Origin of the sequence: Intestinimonas timonensis (assembly GCF_900626145.1) — a bacterium.
Taxonomy (GTDB): domain Bacteria; phylum Bacillota; class Clostridia; order Oscillospirales; family Oscillospiraceae; genus Intestinimonas; species Intestinimonas aquisgranensis.
Window position 1 is genome coordinate 274,471 of record NZ_LR130816.1, and the last position, 17,072, is coordinate 291,542.

The window sequence follows — 17,072 nt, forward strand, 5'->3', positions numbered from 1 at the left end:
CTCTTACCCCTCCTCCTTATTCCGCCGCCCCGATGGTGTACTCGGTGACGGGGTTATGGTTGACCAGATGCTCGGAGACGATACGGGGCACCTTCTCCGGCGTCAGCTTCACGTAGGTGACTTTTTCCTCTCCCGGAACGTAGACCTCGGCGATAGGCTCCAGGCGGCAGACGCCGATGCACCCGGTCTGGGTGACGGTGACGTTTTTCAGCTCCCGCTTGGCCACCTCCTCCAGGAAGGCGGTGAGGACCGGCCGGGCACCGGCGGCGATGCCGCAGGTGGCCATACCCACCACGACCCGGATGTCGTCGGCGCTGTTTTCACGAATATCAATCTGCTTTTGCATCTTCTCTCGGATGGCTCTGAGTTCTTCCAGGCTCTTCATAGTTTCACTCCCTAACGTGTTGGTCTTGGTCCTTGGGACGGCTCACGCCGTCTCCCCTTCCCCCTCCGCCACATAGGAGCGCATCCACTCTGCCACCTCCGGCTCCGAAAGGGGGACGTCGGGCCCCAGCACGGCCCGGATCTCCGCGGTGTCGAAGCGGAACTCACCCCGCTCGGTCCTCCGGGTGTAGGTGAGCTCCATCCCATCCGGCAGGCCCTGGGCCAGCAGGGCCACGGTGGAGGCGGTATCCCCCAGCGGGGGACAGTCGATGTGGTCGGCGTGGAAGGTGGCGGTGACGGTGGTCCCCACCCCCAGCTGGCTCTCCACCCGCAGCCCGCCGCCGGTCTGCTCCGCCGCCAGGCGGAGCAGGGGCAGGCCCAGCCCCACCTTCCGGGTGGTGCGGGTGGTGGTGAAGGGATCGGTGACATTGGCCAGAAACTCCGGGGACATGCCCCGGCCGTCGTCGGCCACCGTGAGCTGGAGCATCCCGCCGTGCTCCTCCACCGTCAGGTCCACATGGCGTGCCCCGGCGGCGATGGAGTTCTGGGCGATGTCCAGCAGATGGAGAGAGAGCTCTTTCATCCCGCAAGCCTCCTCACGGCGGCCCGGCCCTGTCACCGGGCGTGTTTATTCGTAGCGGTCCAGAATGGCCCCCACCTGATCGGGGGTCAGGCGTCCGTAAACATCGTTGTTAATCATCATGACGGGAGCCAGGCCGCAGGCGCCGATGCACCGGCAGGCATCCAGGGAGAACTTCCCGTCTGGGGTGATGGAGCCGGGCTTGATGCCCAGCCGCTGCTGCACGGCCTCCAGCACATCGGAGGCGCCCTTTACGTAGCATGCCGTGCCCAGGCACAGGCTGATCTGGTACTTGCCCTTGGGGTTGAGGGTGAATTGCGCGTAGAACGAGGCCACTCCGTAGACCTCACTGAGGGGAATGTCCAGCCCCTCGGCCACCATGATCTGGACCTCCTCCGGCAGGTAGCCGAAGATCTCCTGGGCGGCCTGGAGCACGGGCATGGTGGCGCCGGGCTGTCCCTTGTGCTCGGCGATGACCGAGCGCAGCCGCGCTTCCTGCTCCGGGGTGCCGTTGTAGGGAACAACGGTCTTCACGTTTGGCATAGTCGCGTTCCTCCTTTTTTCCCATACCGTGGATCGCCCGCCTGGCGGGAGGCCGGCGGGTGACTGACTCTATTCTAAACGTTGATATCCGTTACTTCAACTATTTTATTAGATAAAGTAAACTTTTTGCGGGTGAAAAAAAGCCTCTGCCGCCCGCAAACCCTATCTGCCGCCCCGGCGCAGCCAGGCCAGCACCGCCTCCTTGGACCGGGCGGGCACCTCCATGAACTGCTCTGCCTGGACGATCTGGTGGAGGTAGTGGGCGTCGGTCCCGGTGACCGTTCCCACCCCCCGCAGGTCCCGCCGGGCGCGGATGAAGTCCGGCGGACACCGCCGGGAGATCTCCGCCAGGGGAAAGCCCATGGCCGGGTCCCACAAGCCCAGGTTGGAGAGCAGAGAGAAGCTGTCCCGGTCGATGTGGGCCGGGTAGGCCACCCCGCCGAAGGACTCCACCAGCCCCGCGGCCTCGTAGACCCCGATGGTGGTGGCGCCGGCCAGCAGGGTCGGCTCCTCCCCCACCACGTTGTCGTCCACGTCCATGAGGAGCTGCCGGCCGAAGATGGTGGGATCATTGGTCCGCCCCTCCATGCGGCGGTAGACCTCCGCCTGGAAGGCCATGGCCCGGTCCAGGTCGGGGAACAGACACACCACGTGGACCTCCTCCAGGGTGCACAGCTCCATGCCCGGAAGGGCCAGCAGGCCGTAGGCCTCAGCGGCCTCGCAGAAGGCGGGGCAGTTGCCGCAGGTGTTGTGGTCGGTGAGGGCGGCCACGTCCAGGCCGGAGAGCTTGCACATGCCCGCGATGGTGGCGGGGGTCATGGCCTCGTCCCCGCAGGGGGAGAGGCAGGAGTGGAAATGGAAGTCAAAATACAGTTGGATGCGTGCTCACCTCCCCGCTAGGTTTCTTTTGTCTGTTACCGCATGAGCTGCTTGAGCACGGCGGCGGCATCAAAGGTGGAGAGCTTCGTCCCCAGGATGTTGATATTCTGCTGCTCGGCCCGCTGCCGCAGGGCCTCGTCGGGCTTGACGCCCTCGGTGAGCACCACACAGGAGACCTCCGCCATCAGGGCCACGGCGGCCACGTTCTGGTTGGACATGATGGTCAGCCACACATTGCCGGTCTGGGCACGGCCCATGACCCAGCTGAGCAGGTCACCCACGTAGCCGCCGCTGACCTCCCGCTCGGGTTCGGGCATGATGAATTCTGTCAGGGCCATCACATGGGCCAGTTCTCTTACGTTCAATTCCGGGAACCTCCTTCTGGTTTCTTGCCTGGGACCCGACGCTGCCGGAAGGGCGCGGGCAGGTATTCGTCTGCATCGCCGGTGCCCGCCATGTACTGCATGCGCTCCCGGACTTTAAAGATACAATCCTCCATACTGGCCCGGCCCTGGACCACGTCCTCGGCCAGGGCGTGGCAGGAGGGGGCGCCGCAGGAGCCGCAGTCCAGCCCCGGCAGGCTGCGCTCCAGCTCCTCGATCTTGACCAGCTTCTCCAGGGCGGCGCCCCGGTCCTGATCCAGCTGGAAGGAGGGTAAGTACTGGAGCTCCCGGTCCACCCGGACCAGTTCCCGGTCGCCGCTGCGGAAGTCGTACCGGCTCCGGGACACGGGCAGCCCCTTCATCAGCTTCTTGATCCGCATCCGGGCGCCGTAGGGGTTCTCCACCGTGAGGCAGCCCCCCACGCAGCCCTGTGTACAGGCGCACAGTTCGATGAAGTCGGCCTCGGGGAGGCGGCCGTCCTCGATCTCCTCCAGCATGTTGATGCAGTTCTCGATGCCGTCCACCGCCAGGTAGCTCTGACCCAGCCGGGCGGCCGACTCGCCGCCGCAGCAAGCCCAGCCCACCCCCATGATCCCCGCCGAGGTCATGGGCTTGACCTCCTCCAGATCCCGCATGGGCCCCAGCAGCCGCAGGTAGATGTCACGGATGGCGAAGGCCCCGTCCAGCACCGGTTTTTCCAGACCCTCCGGGGTGTGGGCCGCCGTCACCTGTGAGGAGCAGGGGACGATGGAAAAGACCCCGATCTCCTCCGGCGGAAGCCCCGTCTCGGCCACGGCCTCCCGCCGGGCCAGGATGGCGGCCAGCTCCACCGGGGTGATGGTGTGGGCCACGTTGGGGATGAGCTTGGGGAAGCGGGTGCGGATGAGCCGCAGGATGGTGGGGCAGGCCGAGGAGATCTGGGGCATGACCTTGTCCTCACCGCTGCTGATGGAGTGGCGGGCGTAGTCGGAGAGGATCTCCGCCGCCCGGGCCGTCTCAAAAACCTTCTGGAAGCCGATCTTCAAAAGACCGTTTAATACGATGTCAATGTCGTCCAGATGCTGGAACTGACCGTAGAGGGCGGGGTCAGGCAGGGCCACCCGGTACTGGTACTTCTCCAGCTTCTCCAGGCTGTCGCTCACCGACTTGATGGCCTTGTGGGGACAGACCTGGATGCACTTGCCGCAGTCGATACACCGCTCGTTGAGGATGGTGGCCTTGCCGTTGCGGACCCGGATGGCCTCGGTGGGGCAGTTCTTGATGCAGGTGGTGCACCCCCGGCAGCGCTTGTATTCCAGAATGACGGAATGTTTCATCATGGTGGATCACCCCGTTTCCAAGGGGCGTCCTGACGTCGGACGCCCGGTTTTTCAGTTGATGTGGATCTTCATGGTCACGGTGGTGCCCACGCCCACCTGGGTGTCGATCTGCATGTCGTCGGAGCAGCGCTTCATGTTGGGCAGGCCCATACCGGCGCCGAAGCCCAGATCCCGGGCCACGTCTCCGGCGGTGGAGAAGCCCTCCTCCATGGCCTGGTCCACGTCGGGGATGCCGGGGCCGTGGTCGGTGAGGCGGATGGTGATGGTGTCCATCCCCACGTCTACCTCCACCTCGCCCCCGTCGGCGTGGATGACCATGTTGATCTCGCCCTCATACATGCAGATGGAGGCCCGGCGGATGACCTCCGGCGGCAGCCCCAGCTTCTTTAGGGTCATTTTCATCTTGCTGGAGGCCTCCCCGGCCTGGACCAGGTCGCCGCCGTCCACCTCATAATTCAGCTTCAGATCGCTCATGGTCACTCCCCCGCCAGTCCTCTGCTGTACAGCAGGCCGCAGGCGATGAACATGCGCATCTCGGAGCGCATGACCACGATCTCCCGCTCCCTGGCAAGCTCCAGAATGTCCTCGCCCGGCATCTTCCCACGGACGAAGATGATGCACTTCATGTCCATCATCTCGGCGGTACGCACCACCTGTGGGTTGACCATGCCGGTGAGCAGCAGCGCCTGGTCCTTCACATAGGCCAGCACATCGCTCATGAAATCGCTGGCGCAGGCCGACCGGACCTCCCGGTCCAGGTACTCCTCGCCGCACAGCACCGTGGCGTTCAGGATGTCTCTGATCTCAAACAGATCCATACGCGCTCCCCTTTCGTCGGCCCGTCGGGCCGCACTGGCTGTCTCCGCGCCGGCGGACCGTTCCCCATGGTCACACCGGACGGAGCTTGCTGCGTTTACTATGTTTATTCTATCACATCCCGCCGTCAGATGAAACTGCTTTTTCCATCCCTCCGCCCGGCCCGTGCTTTTTTCCGCCGCGAGCGCATTATACAAAGATGGCGCCTTCCGGCGGCTGTTTTTGTGTCTCTCCATTATTGACATTTGTTTTCCCAGAGGTATATAATACCCTTTAACACAGTAAAGCGGTTTTTGCCGCGGCACTGGGTGTGGGGCGGGCGCCCCAGGTAAAACCGCCCCAAATTACAAATAGGAGGCTTGTCAACCATGAGTAATGCCCGCGTGTACAACTTTTCCGCCGGTCCCTCTATGCTCCCTCTCCAGGTCCTGGAACGGGCGGGCTCAGAGATCACCAACTACCAGGGCTCCGGTATGTCAGTCATGGAGATGAGTCACCGTTCAAAGGTGTTTCAAAAGATCTTTGACGACACCCAGGCCAAATTCCGCCGTCTGCTGAAGGTCCCCGAGGGCTACAAGGTCCTCTTCCTCCAGGGCGGTGCCTCCACCCAGTTCTCCGCCGTGCCCCTGAACCTCATCGGTAAGACGGGCAAGGCCGACTACGCCGTCACCGGCAACTTCTCCAACCTGGCCTACAAGGAGGCCAAGAAGTACGGCACCATCAACCTGGCCGCCTCCAGTGAGGACAGGAACCACACCTACATCCCCACCCAGGACCAGCTGAAGCTGGACCCCGAGGCGTCCTATTTCTACTACTGCGCCAACAACACCATCTACGGCACCGAGTGGCAGTACGTCCCCGACACCGGCGACGTGCCCCTGGTGTGCGATATGTCCTCCGACATCCTGTCCCGTCCGGTGGACGTGAGCAAGTACGGCGTCATCTTCGCCGGCGCCCAGAAGAACATGGCCCCCGCCGGTCTCACCGTGGCCATCGTCCGGGAGGACCTGGCCGGCCATGAGCTGCCCTACACTCCCAAGATGCTGGGCTATCAGATCATGATCGAGAAGGACTCCATGTACAACACCCCGCCCTGCTGGTGCATCTACATGCTGGGGCTGGTGCTGGACTGGCTGGAAGAGCAGGGCGGCGTGGAAGGCATGGAGGCCATCAAGCACGGCAAGGCCCAGATGCTCTACGACGTCATCGACAACTCCAAGCTCTTCACCTGTGCTGCTGAGGTGGGTTCCCGCTCCGACATGAACGTGACCTTCCGCTCCGCCAGCGAGGAGCTGGACGCCAAGTTCGTCGCCGAGGCCACCGCCGCCGGCTTCACCAACCTGAAGGGCCACCGCAACGTGGGCGGCATGCGGGCCAGCATTTACAACGCCATGCCTGTGGAGGGCGTGGAGAAGCTCTGCGACTTCATCAAGGCCTTCGATAAGAACAACTGACCGGGAGCAGCGCTTCTCCACGGGACCCGCAAAGCGGGTCGGCCGTCAGGCCGCCCAAGCGTTTTGCCGAAAGGCAAAACCTTGCCGCAGGCGGAATTCACTTCTGCCGAGGATGAGAAGTCTATCCGGGGTCCCCGCAAAAGGCTCTGCCTTTTGTGGGGAGAAAGCTGTGTGATTTCATCAAGGCCTTTGACAAGAACAACTGAAGCGGTCCCTTGACCGCTCCAAATACTGAATATTGGAGGGAATCCACCATGTTTCGCATCAAAACCATGAACAAGATCTCTCCCACCGGCCTGGCCGTTCTGGACGCCAACCGGTTCACCGTCTCCGACAATGTGGAAAACGAGGACGGCATTTTGGTCCGCTCGGCGGACATGCATGAGTACGCCTTCCCCGACGCCCTGCGGGCCATCGCCCGGGCGGGCGCCGGCACCAACAATATCCCCATCGACCGCTGCTCCGAGGCGGGCGTCGTGGTCTTCAACACCCCCGGCGCCAACGCCAACGCCGTGAAGGAGCTGGTCATCTGCGCCCTGATGCTCTCCTCCCGCGACGTGGTGGGCGGCATCGAGTGGACCAAGGCCCAGCTGGCCGCCGGCGAGGACGTGGCCAAGGTGGTGGAAAAGGGCAAGAGCCAGTTCGTTGGCCCTGAGATCGCCGGCAAGAGCCTGGGCGTCATTGGTCTGGGCGCCATCGGCGTCCAGGTGGCCAACATCGCCACCAAGTTGGGCATGGAGGTCTACGGCTATGATCCCTACCTCTCCGTGGACGCAGCCCTCTCCCTGTCCCGGATGGTCCACCACGTCACCGACCTCACCGCCATCTATAAAAACTGCGACTACATCACCATCCACGTGCCCCAGACCCCGGACACCAAGGGCATGCTCAACGCCGCCGCCTTCGACCAGATGAAGACCGGTGTACGCGTCATCAACCTGGCCCGTGGCGGCCTGGTCAACGACGAGGACATGATCGCCGCCCTGGAGAGCGGCAAGGTGGCCCGGTACGTCACCGACTTCCCCGACAACACCATCACCGCCGCCAAAAACGTGGTGGCCATCCCCCATCTGGGCGCCTCCACTCCCGAGAGCGAGGAGAACTGCGCCGTTATGGCCTCCCAGCAGCTCCGGGACTACCTGGAGACGGGCAACATCCGCAACTCCGTGAACCTGCCCACCCTGGAGCAGGACTGGTCCGGCGAGACCCGGCTGTGCATCATCCACCGGAACATCCCCAACATGCTGGCCTCCATCACCAACACCCTGGCCAAGGACGGTGTGAACGTGGAGAACCTGACCAACAAATCCAAGGGCAACTACGCCTACACCATCGTGGACGTGGGCCAGCGGGTGGGCGACGCCGTGGCCGACGAGATTCGCGCCGTAGACGGCGTGCTCCGGGTCCGGGTCCTGAAGCACTGAGCAGAAACAGAAAAGCATAAAAAACTCCCCCGCGCCATCGGCGCGGGGGAGTTTTCTGTCTTTATGGGTCGTCTTCCTCCACGATCTCAAAGAGATCCTCCACCCCGCAGTTCAGGGCGGTGATGATCTTGGAGAGATTATAGACATCATAGCGGAGCGGTTTATTTTTATAATACCCATCTATGATTTGATATTGGATACCTGTCATTTTTGCAAGGGCATAGCGGCTGATTTTTCGCTCATCCAGATACTGTGCCAGCTTTAACCTCAGTCGCTTCATGGTATCACCTCAATTCAGTATATATCGTAAAAAATGTATCTTGAATTGACAATTTATCTTTTTCAATATATATTGATAACAACATATATTGGAGGTGTATAGGATGCCCGACTATCAAAAACTCTATTCCATTCTTTTCAACGCCATTACGGACACCCTGGAGGATCTGAGAAAGCAGAACTATGGCATGGCGTCGGAACGCCTGATGCATGCCCAACTGACCACGGAGACACTCTACATCGAATCCGGCCCGGAAAAAGAGAAAAACAAAGTAGATAAGAATTGCAATGTATAACGGGAGTGGACAAGATGTCCGCTCCCGTTTCCCATTCGTCTCTCCCGGTGGTCCTCCTGCCCCCGGGCGGCACGGGCGTTACGGAGTAAGCCCGGGACGCAAGCAGACTGGTAGTAGTAGACTTGGGGGGTACATCCAATAGGGGGGAGCCGCAGCTCCCCCCTGCGTTTGGCCGTTTCAAGGGGGAGAGTCCAGAGAGGGGGGAAATCGGAATCCCCTCTCTCTGGTGTGTCTTTGGTTCCTTTCTGCACAAGCAGAAAGGAACGCCCCCGGCAGGGTGGACAACACCGCAAACAGAAATCACTTTTGTTCAGAAGAAAATCGTTCTGCCGCCATCTCCGATGGGGAACGGCCTCCGGCGGGCCCCTTTCTGAATGACCAGAAAGGGGCGAAAGAGTCAGTCAAGGAGGGGGATTTCGATTTCCCCCTCCTTGACAATCCTCCCCTTAAAACGACCAAGCACAGGGGGGCCGCGGCCCCCCTATTGGATGTACCCCCCGGAGCTCTTCTATCGCGAAGCCATTTGCACCGACGGCTTACTTCGTAACGCCGCCGGTGCCCGGGCTGGGGACCACCGGCCGTCGGCCGCAGCACCACCGCAAAAGCAAACGGGCGGGGACCAGCCCCGCCCGTTTGAACGCTGTGCTATTGCAGATCTTCATAGTTGTAGAGCTCCGGCGGCAGCACGTCGGAGAGCTCCACCATCACCGGTAGAAATCCGCCGCTGTAATCCACCTTCGGAGTGCGAAGCGTCTCACCCCGCTCCGGCTTGCGGATGGGCAGGGAGACCACACACCGGGTGACGTCCTCCCGGCTCTCCGCCAGCACGGCACCCCCGTGGAGGGCCACCGTCCGGCGGACCACCTCCAGACCCAGGCCAAGGCCCTGTCTGGGGTCCATCGGGATGGCCGCCAGATCTCCGCCGAACATGCGGGCCACATCCCGCTCATCCAGGGCCCTGCCGGTGTTCCACACCGTCACCACCGCCCGGTCACCCCGGACGGACAGCTTCAGTCCCAGCTTTCCCTTCCGGCCCGCCGCCTTCATGGCGTTGGACACCAGACACAGCAGCATCCGCCGCAGCAGCTTGCTGTCGCCCACGGTGAGCAGGCTGGAGGTCTCCAGGGACCAGGTGAAGTCGTATCCGCCCAAGCGGCAGACACTTTCCACCTCCTCCGCCGTCTCCCGGCATAGTCCGGCCAGATCCATGCCTTGGGGCTGCCAATCCGTCTCGCCGCCGGCCAGCGACAGGTGATCGGCCAGCCGGATGATGCGGTAGAGGCCCTGATTGGCCGCCGACAGATAGCGTTTTACCTTTTCCTCATCCGGGACCTCCTCGGTGGGGTCCAGCCGCTGGAGGGCGGCAGACAGGGTGGCTGTCTCCCGCCGGAGCTGGATGGAGAGCTGCTCCAGCCCCAGCCGGCCTGCACTGCCCTCTCTGGCGCGCAGGACCACCAGCGTACCCCCGCCTGCCGCCTGCAGGGTGGCGGTACAGGGCCAGCCATCCACCTCACCGGCCGCCGCCGCCGGCGGACAGGCCTCCCCCAGAAGGGCCTTCAGTGCCCCAGGGACCTCATCTCCCGCCCGGACGCCGGGAAAATGCCCTTCCGCCGCCCGGTTGCAGTAGGCCACCTTCTCCTCCCGCAGCAGCAGCACCGGCTCCGGAAAGCCGTCAAAAAGCGTTTCATTCCAATCCTCGCCGCTCAAATCGCCCCATACCTCCTCGCCGAACCTTACGGTCCGCCCTTATTTCCGCCCGCCCGACGCGCTTTATTTGCTTAGTCTGCGCCGGTCATCGGAAAGGTACGTTTTTTTCAGTGTACCAAATTCTGGGCCTTCCTACAAGGCGAAATGTCGAATTTTGTCGAAAAAATTTTTTCCGTTTTTTCTTACAAACGAAAGTGAATGAAATTTCTTTAAAAATACCTCTTGATAAAATTCGTCAGCTGCATTATAATGGACCCGCAAAGAAGGGACCCATCGATATTTTATAAGGAGAGAATGCAGCTATGAGCATCAAAATCGGTATCAATGGCTTCGGCAGAATCGGCCGCCTGGTGTTCCGCGCCGGCCTGACCCGCCCTGACGTGGAGTTCGTGGGTATCAACGACCCCGGCATGACCCCCGACTATATGGCCTATATGCTCCGCTACGACACCATCCACGGCCGCTTCGACGGCACCATCGAGTACGATGACAACTCCATCACCGTCAATGGCCACAAGGTCATGGTGTACGCCAAGATGAACCCCTCCGAGATTCCCTGGGGCGAGATCGGCGCTGAGTACGTGGTGGAGTCCACCGGCCTGTTCCTGACCAAGGAGAAGGCTCAGGGCCACATCGACGCCGGTGCCAAGAAGGTCGTTATGTCCGCTCCCTCCAAGGACGACACCCCCATGTTCGTCTGCGGCGTGAACCTGGACAAGTATACCCCCGACATGACCTTCGTGTCCAACGCCTCCTGCACCACCAACTGCCTGGCCCCCATCGCCAAGGTCCTCAACGACAAGTTCGGCATCACCGACGGCCTGATGACCACCGTTCACTCCGTCACTGCCACTCAGAAGACCGTTGACGGCCCCTCCAAGAAGGACTGGCGCGGCGGCCGTGCGGCTACCTACAACATCATCCCCTCCTCCACCGGCGCTGCCAAGGCCGTGGGCAAGGTCATCCCCGAGCTCAACGGCAAGCTGACCGGCATGTCCATGCGTGTTCCCACTCTGGACGTCTCCGTGGTCGACCTGACCGTCAACCTGGCCAAGCCCGCCAAGTACGACGAGATCTGCGCCGCCATGAAGGAGGCCTCCGAGGGTGAGCTGGCCGGCGTGCTGGGCTACACCGACGAGGACGTGGTCTCCTCCGACTTCATCAGCGATCCCCACACCTCCATCTTCGACGCCAAGGCCGGCATCGCCCTCACCGATACCTTCGTGAAGGTCGTGTCCTGGTACGACAACGAGTGGGGTTACTCCAACAAGGTGGTCGACCTCATCACCTATATGTACGGCGTGGACCACAAGTAATTTTCCCTTTTCCTATTACGTTGAAAAAGACCGGACCCATCTGGGTCCGGTCTTGAGCCTGTCGACAAAGTCGACAGGCTCTCTCAAAAATGCAGGCATTTTTTCGAAAAGATGCAGGCCGCTGCATCGCACTCGCTTCGCTCGCACGTTTGCGGCCTGAGCAGTGTTTTTTCCGAGGCACATGTCCCCGGAAAAAACAGACTGTACTTGATTCCGTCGTCTGCGGACGACGGAACTCTGCGAGGCTCTTGCACAAAATCTGACGTATATGCCCTTTTTCGACAACCTGAAGACCGGACCCATCTGGGTCCGGTCTTTTTCTTTTTCCCCCTTGACAAATCTGTGCCACTGTGTCTATACTGTATATGCTGGATATATGCAGTATACCATCTCGAGGTGAACCATGGACATCATCATCAGCAACAGTGCCGGCGTGCCCATCTACGAGCAGATCACCCAGCAGATGAAGGGCCTCATTCTGCGGGGGGAGCTGCGGGAGGGGGAGGCCCTCCCCTCCATGCGCCTGCTGGCCAAGGAACTGCGCATCTCGGTCATCACCACCAAGCGGGCCTACGAGGAGCTGGAGCGTGAGGGCTTTCTCACCACCGTGCCCGGCAAGGGCTGCTTCGTGGCCCCCAGGGATCTGGAGCTGGTCCGGGAGGACTGCCTCCGCCAGGTGGAGGAACACCTCTCCCAGGCGGTGGACATCGCCAAGAGCGGCGGCATCTCTCTGGAGGAGCTCACCGGGGCGCTGAACATTCTATATGGAGACGAGTGATATGGCCAATCTCATCGAAATACGGGGCCTGTGCAAAAGCTACGGCGACTTTTGCCTGGACCACGTGGATCTGACCCTGCCCGGCGGCACCATCCTGGGACTCATCGGGGAGAACGGCGCCGGCAAGACCACCACCATCAAGGCCATTCTGGGACTCATTCACCGGGACGGCGGCTCGGTGCAGGTGCTGGGCCGCGAGGTGACGGAGGGCAGCGATTTTAGGGAGGATATCGGCGTCGTGCTGGACGAGATCGCCTTCCACGACCCACTGAAGGCGCCCCAGGTGGGGAAAATTCTGGCCGGGACCTACCGGAACTGGGACGCCGCCCTCTTTGACGCCTATCTGGACCGGTTCCAGCTGCCCCGGAACAAGAAGATCAAGGAATTCTCCAAGGGCATGAAGATGAAGCTCTCCATCGCCTCCGCCCTGGCCCACCACCCCCGGCTCCTCATCCTGGACGAGGCCACCGCCGGGCTGGACCCGGTGGTCCGCAACGAGCTGCTGGACGAGTTTCTCACCTTCATCCAGGACGAGGACCACGCCGTTCTTCTCTCCAGCCACATCACCAGTGACCTGGAGAAGGCGGCGGACTATGTGACCTACCTCCACAAGGGCAGAGCGGTCCTCCAGGGGGCCAAGGACGAGCTGCTGGACACCTACGGGCGGCTGGTGTGTTCCCGGGCCGACCTGGCGGCGGTGGACCCCGCTCTGCTGGAGGGCACCCGGGTGAGCCAGTTCGGCTGCGAGGCCCTGGTGAAGGACCGGCAGGCCTTCCGGCGGCGGTACCCGGACCTGATGGTGGACCCGGTGACACTGGAGGACATCATGGTATTTACGGTAAGGGGGGACCAAGCATGACCGGTCTTGTAAAAAAAGACCTCTATCTCTCGGTGAGCATGCTCAAAAGCTACGTGCTGGTGGCGGCCGTCTTCGCCGCCCTCACCTTGACGGGTATCTACGACATCTCCTTTTTCGTCACCTATCTGTCGGTGATGTGCATTATGATCCCGGTGAACCTCTTCGCCTATGACGAGCAGGCCCGCTGGGACAAGTACGCCGCCGCCCTGCCCTCCGGTCGGGCGGGGGTGGTGAAGGCCCGGTATCTCTTCGCCATTCTCATCTGTCTGGGCTCCCTGCTTTTTGCCCTGCTCCTCCAGCTGATCGTGGCTCTCTTCACCGGCGCGCGGGGGCAGTCGCGGACGGATCTGCTCCTCAGCGGCCTCCTGCCCACCGCCTACGGCTGTTTCATGAACGCGGTTCTCCTCCCTCTCCTCTTCAAGTTCGGCTCCCAGAAGGGGCGGATTTACCTGCTCCTGGCCCTTGGCGTGGGGGTAGGCGTCATTTTCGGCGGCCTTACGGGTCTCAAGGAGATGGGTATCTCCCTCTCCGAGCTGACCCTTCCCCTCTTTGTACTGCCGGTGGTGGGCCTGCTGACGCTGATCCCCTCCTATTTCATCTCTAGGCGCATCTTTTTCCACAAAGACCTTTGAAATTGTGGAAAAATGGGCGCCGCGGCTTTTGCCGCGGCGCCCATTTTCATCTAAGCAGCTCCCAGGCCGGTCCCGTCCGGCGGTAGAGATGCTCCGCCCGGTCCACCAACGGCGGCTCTCCATCCCAGTCGAACTGCACACAGGTCCCACAGGCTGTGGAAAGCTCCCGGGGCACTGGCATGAGCTGTGTGGAGCAGGCGCCGGAGCTGTGGAGGACACGGCTGGCCAAAATACTGTCGAATTGTGAGGAAAAGGTAGCCAGATAGGTCATGACGAAGCCTTCTTTCCCCTCCCGGCGGGAGGCGTGCGGAAACACGGAAGAAAGCCCCTTACGTATCCCCGGTGCACCAGGGATACGTAAGGGGCTTTTCTTATTCAGCGTGGGGTGATCTCAGCGATTACACCAGCTGCACGATGGCCATCTCGGCGGCATCGCCCCGACGGGGGCCGATCTTCACAACGCGGGTGTAACCGCCGTTGCGGGAGGCGTACTTGGGGCCGATCTCGTCGAAGAGCTTCTTGGCCACATCCTCCTTGGTGATGAAGGCCAGAGCCTGACGATAGGTGGCCAGGTTGTTGTGCTTGGCCAGGGTAATCATCTTCTCGGCCACAGGAGCCACTTCCTTGGCGCGGGCGTAGGTGGTCTTGATCTGGCCGTTCTCCAGCAGATAGGTCACCATGGCGCGGAGCATAGCCTTACGCTGGTCAGAACGCTTACCAAGCTTACGATATCCGGACATTGTGATACACTCCTCAATCGGCGTTTCGCACAGCGAACGCCCTTCTCTGTAAATTCGTCCTGAGGGCGGTGGCCCTCGGGAGGACGTAGGCCGGGACGGTGTCCCGGGTCCGGGAGGGGACGTTACATGCCCCCCGGACCGCCCTCCGGCACAGCCTTAATTGTTGCTGTCGTCGCTGGCCAGGGACAGACCCATCATAGCCAGCTTGTTGATGACCTCTTCCAGGCTCTTGCGGCCCAGGTTGCGCACCTTCATCATCTCGTCCTCGGTCTTGGAGATGAGGTCCTCCACCGTGTTGATGTTGGCGCGCTTGAGGCAGTTGAAGGAACGGACCGACAGGTCCAGCTCCTCGATGGTCAGCTCCAGGACCTTGTCCCGCTGGGCCTCCGCCTTCTCCACCACCGTGGACTTGTTGCCCATGGTCTCAGAGAGATCGGTGAAGAGCATGAAGTGGTCCACCAGGATCCGGGCGCCCAGACTCACCGCGTCCCGGGCGGTGATGGTGCCGTTGGTCCACACCTCCAGGGTCAGCTTGTCGAAGTCGGTGAGGTCGCCCACACGGGTGTTCTCCACCGTGTAGTTCACCTTCTTCACAGGCGTGTAGATCGAGTCCACCGGGATGAGTCCGATGACCGTCTGGGCCGGCTTGTTCCGGTCGGCGGGGACATAGCCACGGCCGTGGGACAGCGTCAGCTCCATGTTGAGGGAGGCGTCAGGGCCCAGGGTGGCAATGTGGTGGTCGGGATTGAGGACCTCCACCTCGCCGTCGGCCTTGATGTCACCGGCGGTGACCTCGCCCTCGCCGTTGGCCTCGATATAGACGGTCTTCACGCCCTCGGAGTGCAGCTTGGCAATGATGCCCTTCACGTTGAGGACGATCTCAGTCACATCTTCCTTGACGCCGGGGATGGTGCAGAACTCATGCTGGACGCCGGCGATCTTGATGGAGGTCACCGCGGTGCCAGGCAGAGAGGACAGCAGAATCCGGCGCAGGGAGTTACCCAGAGTGGTGCCGTAGCCGCGCTCCAGCGGCTCCACCACATACTTGCCATAGGAGCCGTCGCCAGGGTTCTCCACGCATTCGATGCGCGGCTTTTCGATTTCTACCATGAAACAGTTACCCTCCTTGTTGCGGCGGCAGAACGGGCAGGCTCTGCCGTATCGTCGTTAGGTTCATTGGGACGCGGGGGCGATGCCCCCGCTCTCCCACAGTCGAGGGTATCAAATGAATTACTTAGAATACAGCTCGACGATCAGGTGCTCCTCGATGGGCAGGTCGATGTCCTCCCGGGCGGGAGTGCCGACGACCTTGGCCACCAGGGTGTTCTGGTCGAAGTCAAGCCACTTGGGGGCGGGACGGGAGCCGTTGGCCTCCAGGGAAGCCTTGAACTTATCCAGGCTGCGGCTGGAGTCCTTCAGAGCGATGACCTCGCCGGGCTTCACCAGGTAAGAGGGGATATCCACCTTCTTGCCGTTGATGGTGAAGTGGCCGTGACGGACCAGCTGACGGGCCTCAGGACGGCTCATGGCGAAGCCCAGACGGTAGATGACGTTGTCCAGGCGGGACTCCAGGATGGCCAGCAGGTTCTCACCGGTGACGCCCTTCTTGGAGGAAGCCATCTCGTAGTACTTGGCGAACTGGCTCTCCAGCACGCCGTAGTAGCGGCGGGCCTTCTGCTTCTCGCGCAGCTGCATGCCGTACTCGCTCATCTTCTTGTTCCGCGCGTTGCCGTGCTGGCCGGGCGCGAAGGGGCGGCGCTCCATGGCGCACTTGTCGGTGTAGCAGCGGTCACCCTTCAGGAAGAGCTTCTGGCCCTCCCGGCGGCACATGCGGCAGACCGCTCCGGTATATCTTGCCATATTGTAATTCCCTCCTCTAAATCAGACGCGGCGGCGCTTGGGCGGCCGGCAGCCGTTGTGGGGAACGGGGGTCACGTCCTTGATGAGGGTGACTTCCAGGCCCACGGCCTGCAGGGCGCGGATAGCGGCCTCACGGCCGGCGCCGGGGCCCTTCACGTACACCTCAACGGTCTTCAGGCCGTGCTCCATGGCCGCCTTGGCAGCGGTCTCAGCAGCGGTCTGAGCGGCGAAGGGGGTGGACTTACGGGAGCCGCGGAAGCCAAGGCCGCCGGAGGAGGCCCAGCTCAGGGCGTTGCCGCCCATGTCGGTCACAGTGACCATGGTGTTGTTGAAGGAGGAGCGGATGTGCACCTGGCCCTTCTCGATATTCTTACGCTCGCGGCGCTTACGCACCACTTTCTTGCCGTTCTTAGCAGCAGTAGCCATGTGTATCTTCCCTCCTTACTTCTTCTTATTGGCGACGGTACGCTTGGGACCCTTGCGGGTACGGGCGTTGGTCTTGCTACGCTGGCCGCGGACGGGCAGGCCCTTGCGGTGCCGCATGCCGCGGTAGCAGCCGATCTCGGTCAGGCGCTTGATGTCCATGGCGACATCGCGGCGGAGGTCGCCCTCCACGGTGTAGCCGTTGGCGATCACTTCACGCAGCTTGGCCTCGTCGTCCTCGGTGAGATCCTTCACGCGGGTGTCGGGGTTGATCCCGGCCTCCTTCAGGATCTTGTTGGCGCTGGTGCGCCCAATGCCGAAGATGTAAGTGAGGCCGATCTCCACTCGCTTATCCTTCGGCAGGTCAATGCCGGCAATACGTGCCATATTTCTTCAGCGC

General features: G+C 62.0%; 24 protein-coding genes. 7 read left to right on the forward strand and 17 right to left on the reverse strand.

Annotation, left to right across the window (positions count from 1 at the left end; genetic code table 11):
- Nucleotides 1-16: 16 nt before the first annotated feature.
- The 8 genes from E0E29_RS01340 to E0E29_RS01375 form a co-directional block, all read right to left on the reverse strand.
- On the reverse strand, nucleotides 17-385 hold the full coding sequence (locus E0E29_RS01340; protein WP_130848298.1) for a (2Fe-2S) ferredoxin domain-containing protein: 369 nt from the start codon (nucleotides 383-385) through the stop codon (nucleotides 17-19).
- A gap of 42 nt (nucleotides 386-427) precedes the next feature.
- Nucleotides 428-967 carry an ATP-binding protein gene (locus tag E0E29_RS01345; protein ID WP_130848299.1) on the reverse strand — a complete coding sequence of 180 codons (540 nt, stop codon included), beginning with the start codon at nucleotides 965-967 and terminating at the stop codon, nucleotides 428-430.
- Nucleotides 968-1,012: 45 nt separating this feature from the next.
- Nucleotides 1,013-1,507 carry an NADH-quinone oxidoreductase subunit NuoE gene (gene nuoE / locus E0E29_RS01350; protein WP_130848300.1) on the reverse strand — a complete coding sequence of 165 codons (495 nt, stop codon included), beginning with the start codon at nucleotides 1,505-1,507 and terminating at the stop codon, nucleotides 1,013-1,015.
- A 162-nt stretch (nucleotides 1,508-1,669) separates the two neighbouring features.
- A complete protein-coding gene (locus E0E29_RS01355; protein WP_130848301.1) occupies nucleotides 1,670-2,386 on the reverse strand; it encodes a PHP domain-containing protein in 717 nt (238 codons plus the stop codon).
- A gap of 35 nt (nucleotides 2,387-2,421) precedes the next feature.
- The gene (locus E0E29_RS01360; RefSeq protein ID WP_130848302.1) at nucleotides 2,422-2,751 is read right to left on the reverse strand and encodes a DRTGG domain-containing protein; all 330 of its coding nucleotides are present in this window, start codon (nucleotides 2,749-2,751) and stop codon (nucleotides 2,422-2,424) included.
- Nucleotides 2,748-4,088 carry a [Fe-Fe] hydrogenase large subunit C-terminal domain-containing protein gene (locus E0E29_RS01365; RefSeq protein ID WP_130848303.1) on the reverse strand — a complete coding sequence of 447 codons (1,341 nt, stop codon included), beginning with the start codon at nucleotides 4,086-4,088 and terminating at the stop codon, nucleotides 2,748-2,750. Before E0E29_RS01365 ends, E0E29_RS01360 begins: the two co-directional genes overlap by 4 nt.
- A gap of 51 nt (nucleotides 4,089-4,139) precedes the next feature.
- Entirely contained in the window at nucleotides 4,140-4,562 is a 423-nt protein-coding gene (locus tag E0E29_RS01370; protein WP_130848304.1) for an ATP-binding protein, read from the reverse strand.
- Between the two features lie 2 nt (nucleotides 4,563-4,564).
- The gene (locus E0E29_RS01375) at nucleotides 4,565-4,906 is read right to left on the reverse strand and encodes a DRTGG domain-containing protein (RefSeq protein ID WP_130848305.1); all 342 of its coding nucleotides are present in this window, start codon (nucleotides 4,904-4,906) and stop codon (nucleotides 4,565-4,567) included.
- A gap of 366 nt (nucleotides 4,907-5,272) precedes the next feature.
- Here E0E29_RS01375 and serC point away from each other — a divergent pair, with 366 nt between their 5' ends.
- Both serC and E0E29_RS01385 read left to right on the forward strand, forming a co-directional pair.
- Nucleotides 5,273-6,358 (forward strand): 3-phosphoserine/phosphohydroxythreonine transaminase, encoded by a 1,086-nt coding sequence (gene serC / locus E0E29_RS01380; RefSeq protein WP_130848306.1) that lies wholly within the window; start codon nucleotides 5,273-5,275, stop codon nucleotides 6,356-6,358.
- A gap of 254 nt (nucleotides 6,359-6,612) precedes the next feature.
- Nucleotides 6,613-7,782 carry a phosphoglycerate dehydrogenase gene (locus E0E29_RS01385; RefSeq protein ID WP_130848307.1) on the forward strand — a complete coding sequence of 390 codons (1,170 nt, stop codon included), beginning with the start codon at nucleotides 6,613-6,615 and terminating at the stop codon, nucleotides 7,780-7,782.
- Between the two features lie 61 nt (nucleotides 7,783-7,843).
- On the opposite strand, the gene E0E29_RS01390 is transcribed toward E0E29_RS01385, so the two are convergent.
- Nucleotides 7,844-8,062, reverse strand: coding sequence for a helix-turn-helix domain-containing protein (locus E0E29_RS01390; protein ID WP_130848308.1), 219 nt, complete (start codon nucleotides 8,060-8,062; stop codon nucleotides 7,844-7,846).
- A 103-nt stretch (nucleotides 8,063-8,165) separates the two neighbouring features.
- Here E0E29_RS01390 and E0E29_RS01395 point away from each other — a divergent pair, with 103 nt between their 5' ends.
- On the forward strand, nucleotides 8,166-8,357 hold the full coding sequence (locus E0E29_RS01395; RefSeq protein ID WP_130848309.1) for a hypothetical protein: 192 nt from the start codon (nucleotides 8,166-8,168) through the stop codon (nucleotides 8,355-8,357).
- Nucleotides 8,358-8,893: 536 nt separating this feature from the next.
- Here E0E29_RS01395 and E0E29_RS18955 read toward each other — a convergent pair.
- Nucleotides 8,894-9,019, reverse strand: coding sequence for a hypothetical protein (locus E0E29_RS18955; protein ID WP_278045142.1), 126 nt, complete (start codon nucleotides 9,017-9,019; stop codon nucleotides 8,894-8,896).
- Nucleotides 9,003-10,064: a sensor histidine kinase gene (locus E0E29_RS01400; protein ID WP_130848310.1), complete on the reverse strand. Its 1,062-nt coding sequence runs from the start codon at nucleotides 10,062-10,064 to the stop codon at nucleotides 9,003-9,005. The genes E0E29_RS18955 and E0E29_RS01400 overlap by 17 nt, the downstream gene beginning before the upstream one ends.
- A gap of 302 nt (nucleotides 10,065-10,366) precedes the next feature.
- Between E0E29_RS01400 and gap the strand changes: the two genes are divergently transcribed.
- The 4 genes from gap (at nucleotide 10,367) to E0E29_RS01420 (ending at nucleotide 13,649) form a co-directional block, all read left to right on the forward strand.
- Nucleotides 10,367-11,380, forward strand: coding sequence for a type I glyceraldehyde-3-phosphate dehydrogenase (gene gap, locus E0E29_RS01405; protein ID WP_130848311.1), 1,014 nt, complete (start codon nucleotides 10,367-10,369; stop codon nucleotides 11,378-11,380).
- A gap of 403 nt (nucleotides 11,381-11,783) precedes the next feature.
- Nucleotides 11,784-12,158 (forward strand): GntR family transcriptional regulator, encoded by a 375-nt coding sequence (locus tag E0E29_RS01410; protein WP_130848312.1) that lies wholly within the window; start codon nucleotides 11,784-11,786, stop codon nucleotides 12,156-12,158.
- A 1-nt stretch (nucleotide 12,159) separates the two neighbouring features.
- Nucleotides 12,160-13,017: an ABC transporter ATP-binding protein gene (locus E0E29_RS01415; protein ID WP_130848313.1), complete on the forward strand. Its 858-nt coding sequence runs from the start codon at nucleotides 12,160-12,162 to the stop codon at nucleotides 13,015-13,017.
- Nucleotides 13,014-13,649 (forward strand): ABC-2 transporter permease, encoded by a 636-nt coding sequence (locus tag E0E29_RS01420; protein WP_130848314.1) that lies wholly within the window; start codon nucleotides 13,014-13,016, stop codon nucleotides 13,647-13,649. Before E0E29_RS01415 ends, E0E29_RS01420 begins: the two co-directional genes overlap by 4 nt.
- Nucleotides 13,650-13,695: 46 nt before the next feature.
- On the opposite strand, the gene E0E29_RS01425 is transcribed toward E0E29_RS01420, so the two are convergent.
- The 6 genes from E0E29_RS01425 to rpsM all read right to left on the reverse strand — a co-directional run bounded on the left by E0E29_RS01425 (nucleotide 13,696) and on the right by rpsM (nucleotide 17,059).
- Entirely contained in the window at nucleotides 13,696-13,920 is a 225-nt protein-coding gene (locus E0E29_RS01425; RefSeq protein ID WP_130848315.1) for a putative Se/S carrier protein, read from the reverse strand.
- 127 nt (nucleotides 13,921-14,047) lie between these two features.
- Nucleotides 14,048-14,389 carry a 50S ribosomal protein L17 gene (gene rplQ / locus E0E29_RS01430; protein ID WP_130848316.1) on the reverse strand — a complete coding sequence of 114 codons (342 nt, stop codon included), beginning with the start codon at nucleotides 14,387-14,389 and terminating at the stop codon, nucleotides 14,048-14,050.
- A 156-nt stretch (nucleotides 14,390-14,545) separates the two neighbouring features.
- Nucleotides 14,546-15,499 (reverse strand): DNA-directed RNA polymerase subunit alpha, encoded by a 954-nt coding sequence (locus E0E29_RS01435; protein ID WP_130848317.1) that lies wholly within the window; start codon nucleotides 15,497-15,499, stop codon nucleotides 14,546-14,548.
- Nucleotides 15,500-15,619: 120 nt separating this feature from the next.
- Nucleotides 15,620-16,249, reverse strand: a complete 630-nt coding sequence (rpsD, locus tag E0E29_RS01440; protein ID WP_130848318.1) for a 30S ribosomal protein S4 — start codon at nucleotides 16,247-16,249, stop codon at nucleotides 15,620-15,622.
- 21 nt (nucleotides 16,250-16,270) lie between these two features.
- On the reverse strand, nucleotides 16,271-16,675 hold the full coding sequence (rpsK, locus tag E0E29_RS01445) for a 30S ribosomal protein S11 (RefSeq protein WP_130848319.1): 405 nt from the start codon (nucleotides 16,673-16,675) through the stop codon (nucleotides 16,271-16,273).
- A gap of 15 nt (nucleotides 16,676-16,690) precedes the next feature.
- Nucleotides 16,691-17,059, reverse strand: coding sequence for a 30S ribosomal protein S13 (gene rpsM / locus E0E29_RS01450; protein ID WP_130848320.1), 369 nt, complete (start codon nucleotides 17,057-17,059; stop codon nucleotides 16,691-16,693).
- Nucleotides 17,060-17,072: the final 13 nt, after the last annotated feature.

Excerpts from the sequence above, each read along its gene's own strand:
- E0E29_RS01420 (WP_130848314.1), top strand. The coding sequence starts at position 13,014 with ATGACCGGTCTTGTAAAAAAAGACCTCTATCTCTCGGTGAGCATGCTC.
- E0E29_RS01345 (WP_130848299.1), bottom strand. The coding sequence starts at position 967 with ATGAAAGAGCTCTCTCTCCATCTGCTGGACATCGCCCAGAACTCCATC.
- rplQ (WP_130848316.1), bottom strand. The coding sequence starts at position 14,389 with ATGTCCGGATATCGTAAGCTTGGTAAGCGTTCTGACCAGCGTAAGGCT.
- E0E29_RS01370 (WP_130848304.1), bottom strand. The coding sequence starts at position 4,562 with ATGAGCGATCTGAAGCTGAATTATGAGGTGGACGGCGGCGACCTGGTC.
- gap (WP_130848311.1), top strand. The coding sequence starts at position 10,367 with ATGAGCATCAAAATCGGTATCAATGGCTTCGGCAGAATCGGCCGCCTG.
- E0E29_RS01415 (WP_130848313.1), top strand. The coding sequence starts at position 12,160 with ATGGCCAATCTCATCGAAATACGGGGCCTGTGCAAAAGCTACGGCGAC.
- E0E29_RS01340 (WP_130848298.1), bottom strand. The coding sequence starts at position 385 with ATGAAGAGCCTGGAAGAACTCAGAGCCATCCGAGAGAAGATGCAAAAG.
- E0E29_RS01385 (WP_130848307.1), top strand. The coding sequence starts at position 6,613 with ATGTTTCGCATCAAAACCATGAACAAGATCTCTCCCACCGGCCTGGCC.
- rpsM (WP_130848320.1), bottom strand. The coding sequence starts at position 17,059 with ATGGCACGTATTGCCGGCATTGACCTGCCGAAGGATAAGCGAGTGGAG.
- E0E29_RS18955 (WP_278045142.1), bottom strand. The coding sequence starts at position 9,019 with ATGAAGATCTGCAATAGCACAGCGTTCAAACGGGCGGGGCTGGTCCCC.
- E0E29_RS01395 (WP_130848309.1), top strand. The coding sequence starts at position 8,166 with ATGCCCGACTATCAAAAACTCTATTCCATTCTTTTCAACGCCATTACG.
- E0E29_RS01410 (WP_130848312.1), top strand. The coding sequence starts at position 11,784 with ATGGACATCATCATCAGCAACAGTGCCGGCGTGCCCATCTACGAGCAG.
- E0E29_RS01425 (WP_130848315.1), bottom strand. The coding sequence starts at position 13,920 with ATGACCTATCTGGCTACCTTTTCCTCACAATTCGACAGTATTTTGGCC.
- E0E29_RS01375 (WP_130848305.1), bottom strand. The coding sequence starts at position 4,906 with ATGGATCTGTTTGAGATCAGAGACATCCTGAACGCCACGGTGCTGTGC.
- E0E29_RS01390 (WP_130848308.1), bottom strand. The coding sequence starts at position 8,062 with ATGAAGCGACTGAGGTTAAAGCTGGCACAGTATCTGGATGAGCGAAAA.
- rpsD (WP_130848318.1), bottom strand. The coding sequence starts at position 16,249 with ATGGCAAGATATACCGGAGCGGTCTGCCGCATGTGCCGCCGGGAGGGC.
- serC (WP_130848306.1), top strand. The coding sequence starts at position 5,273 with ATGAGTAATGCCCGCGTGTACAACTTTTCCGCCGGTCCCTCTATGCTC.
- E0E29_RS01365 (WP_130848303.1), bottom strand. The coding sequence starts at position 4,088 with ATGATGAAACATTCCGTCATTCTGGAATACAAGCGCTGCCGGGGGTGC.
- E0E29_RS01435 (WP_130848317.1), bottom strand. The coding sequence starts at position 15,499 with ATGGTAGAAATCGAAAAGCCGCGCATCGAATGCGTGGAGAACCCTGGC.
- rpsK (WP_130848319.1), bottom strand. The coding sequence starts at position 16,675 with ATGGCTACTGCTGCTAAGAACGGCAAGAAAGTGGTGCGTAAGCGCCGC.
- nuoE (WP_130848300.1), bottom strand. The coding sequence starts at position 1,507 with ATGCCAAACGTGAAGACCGTTGTTCCCTACAACGGCACCCCGGAGCAG.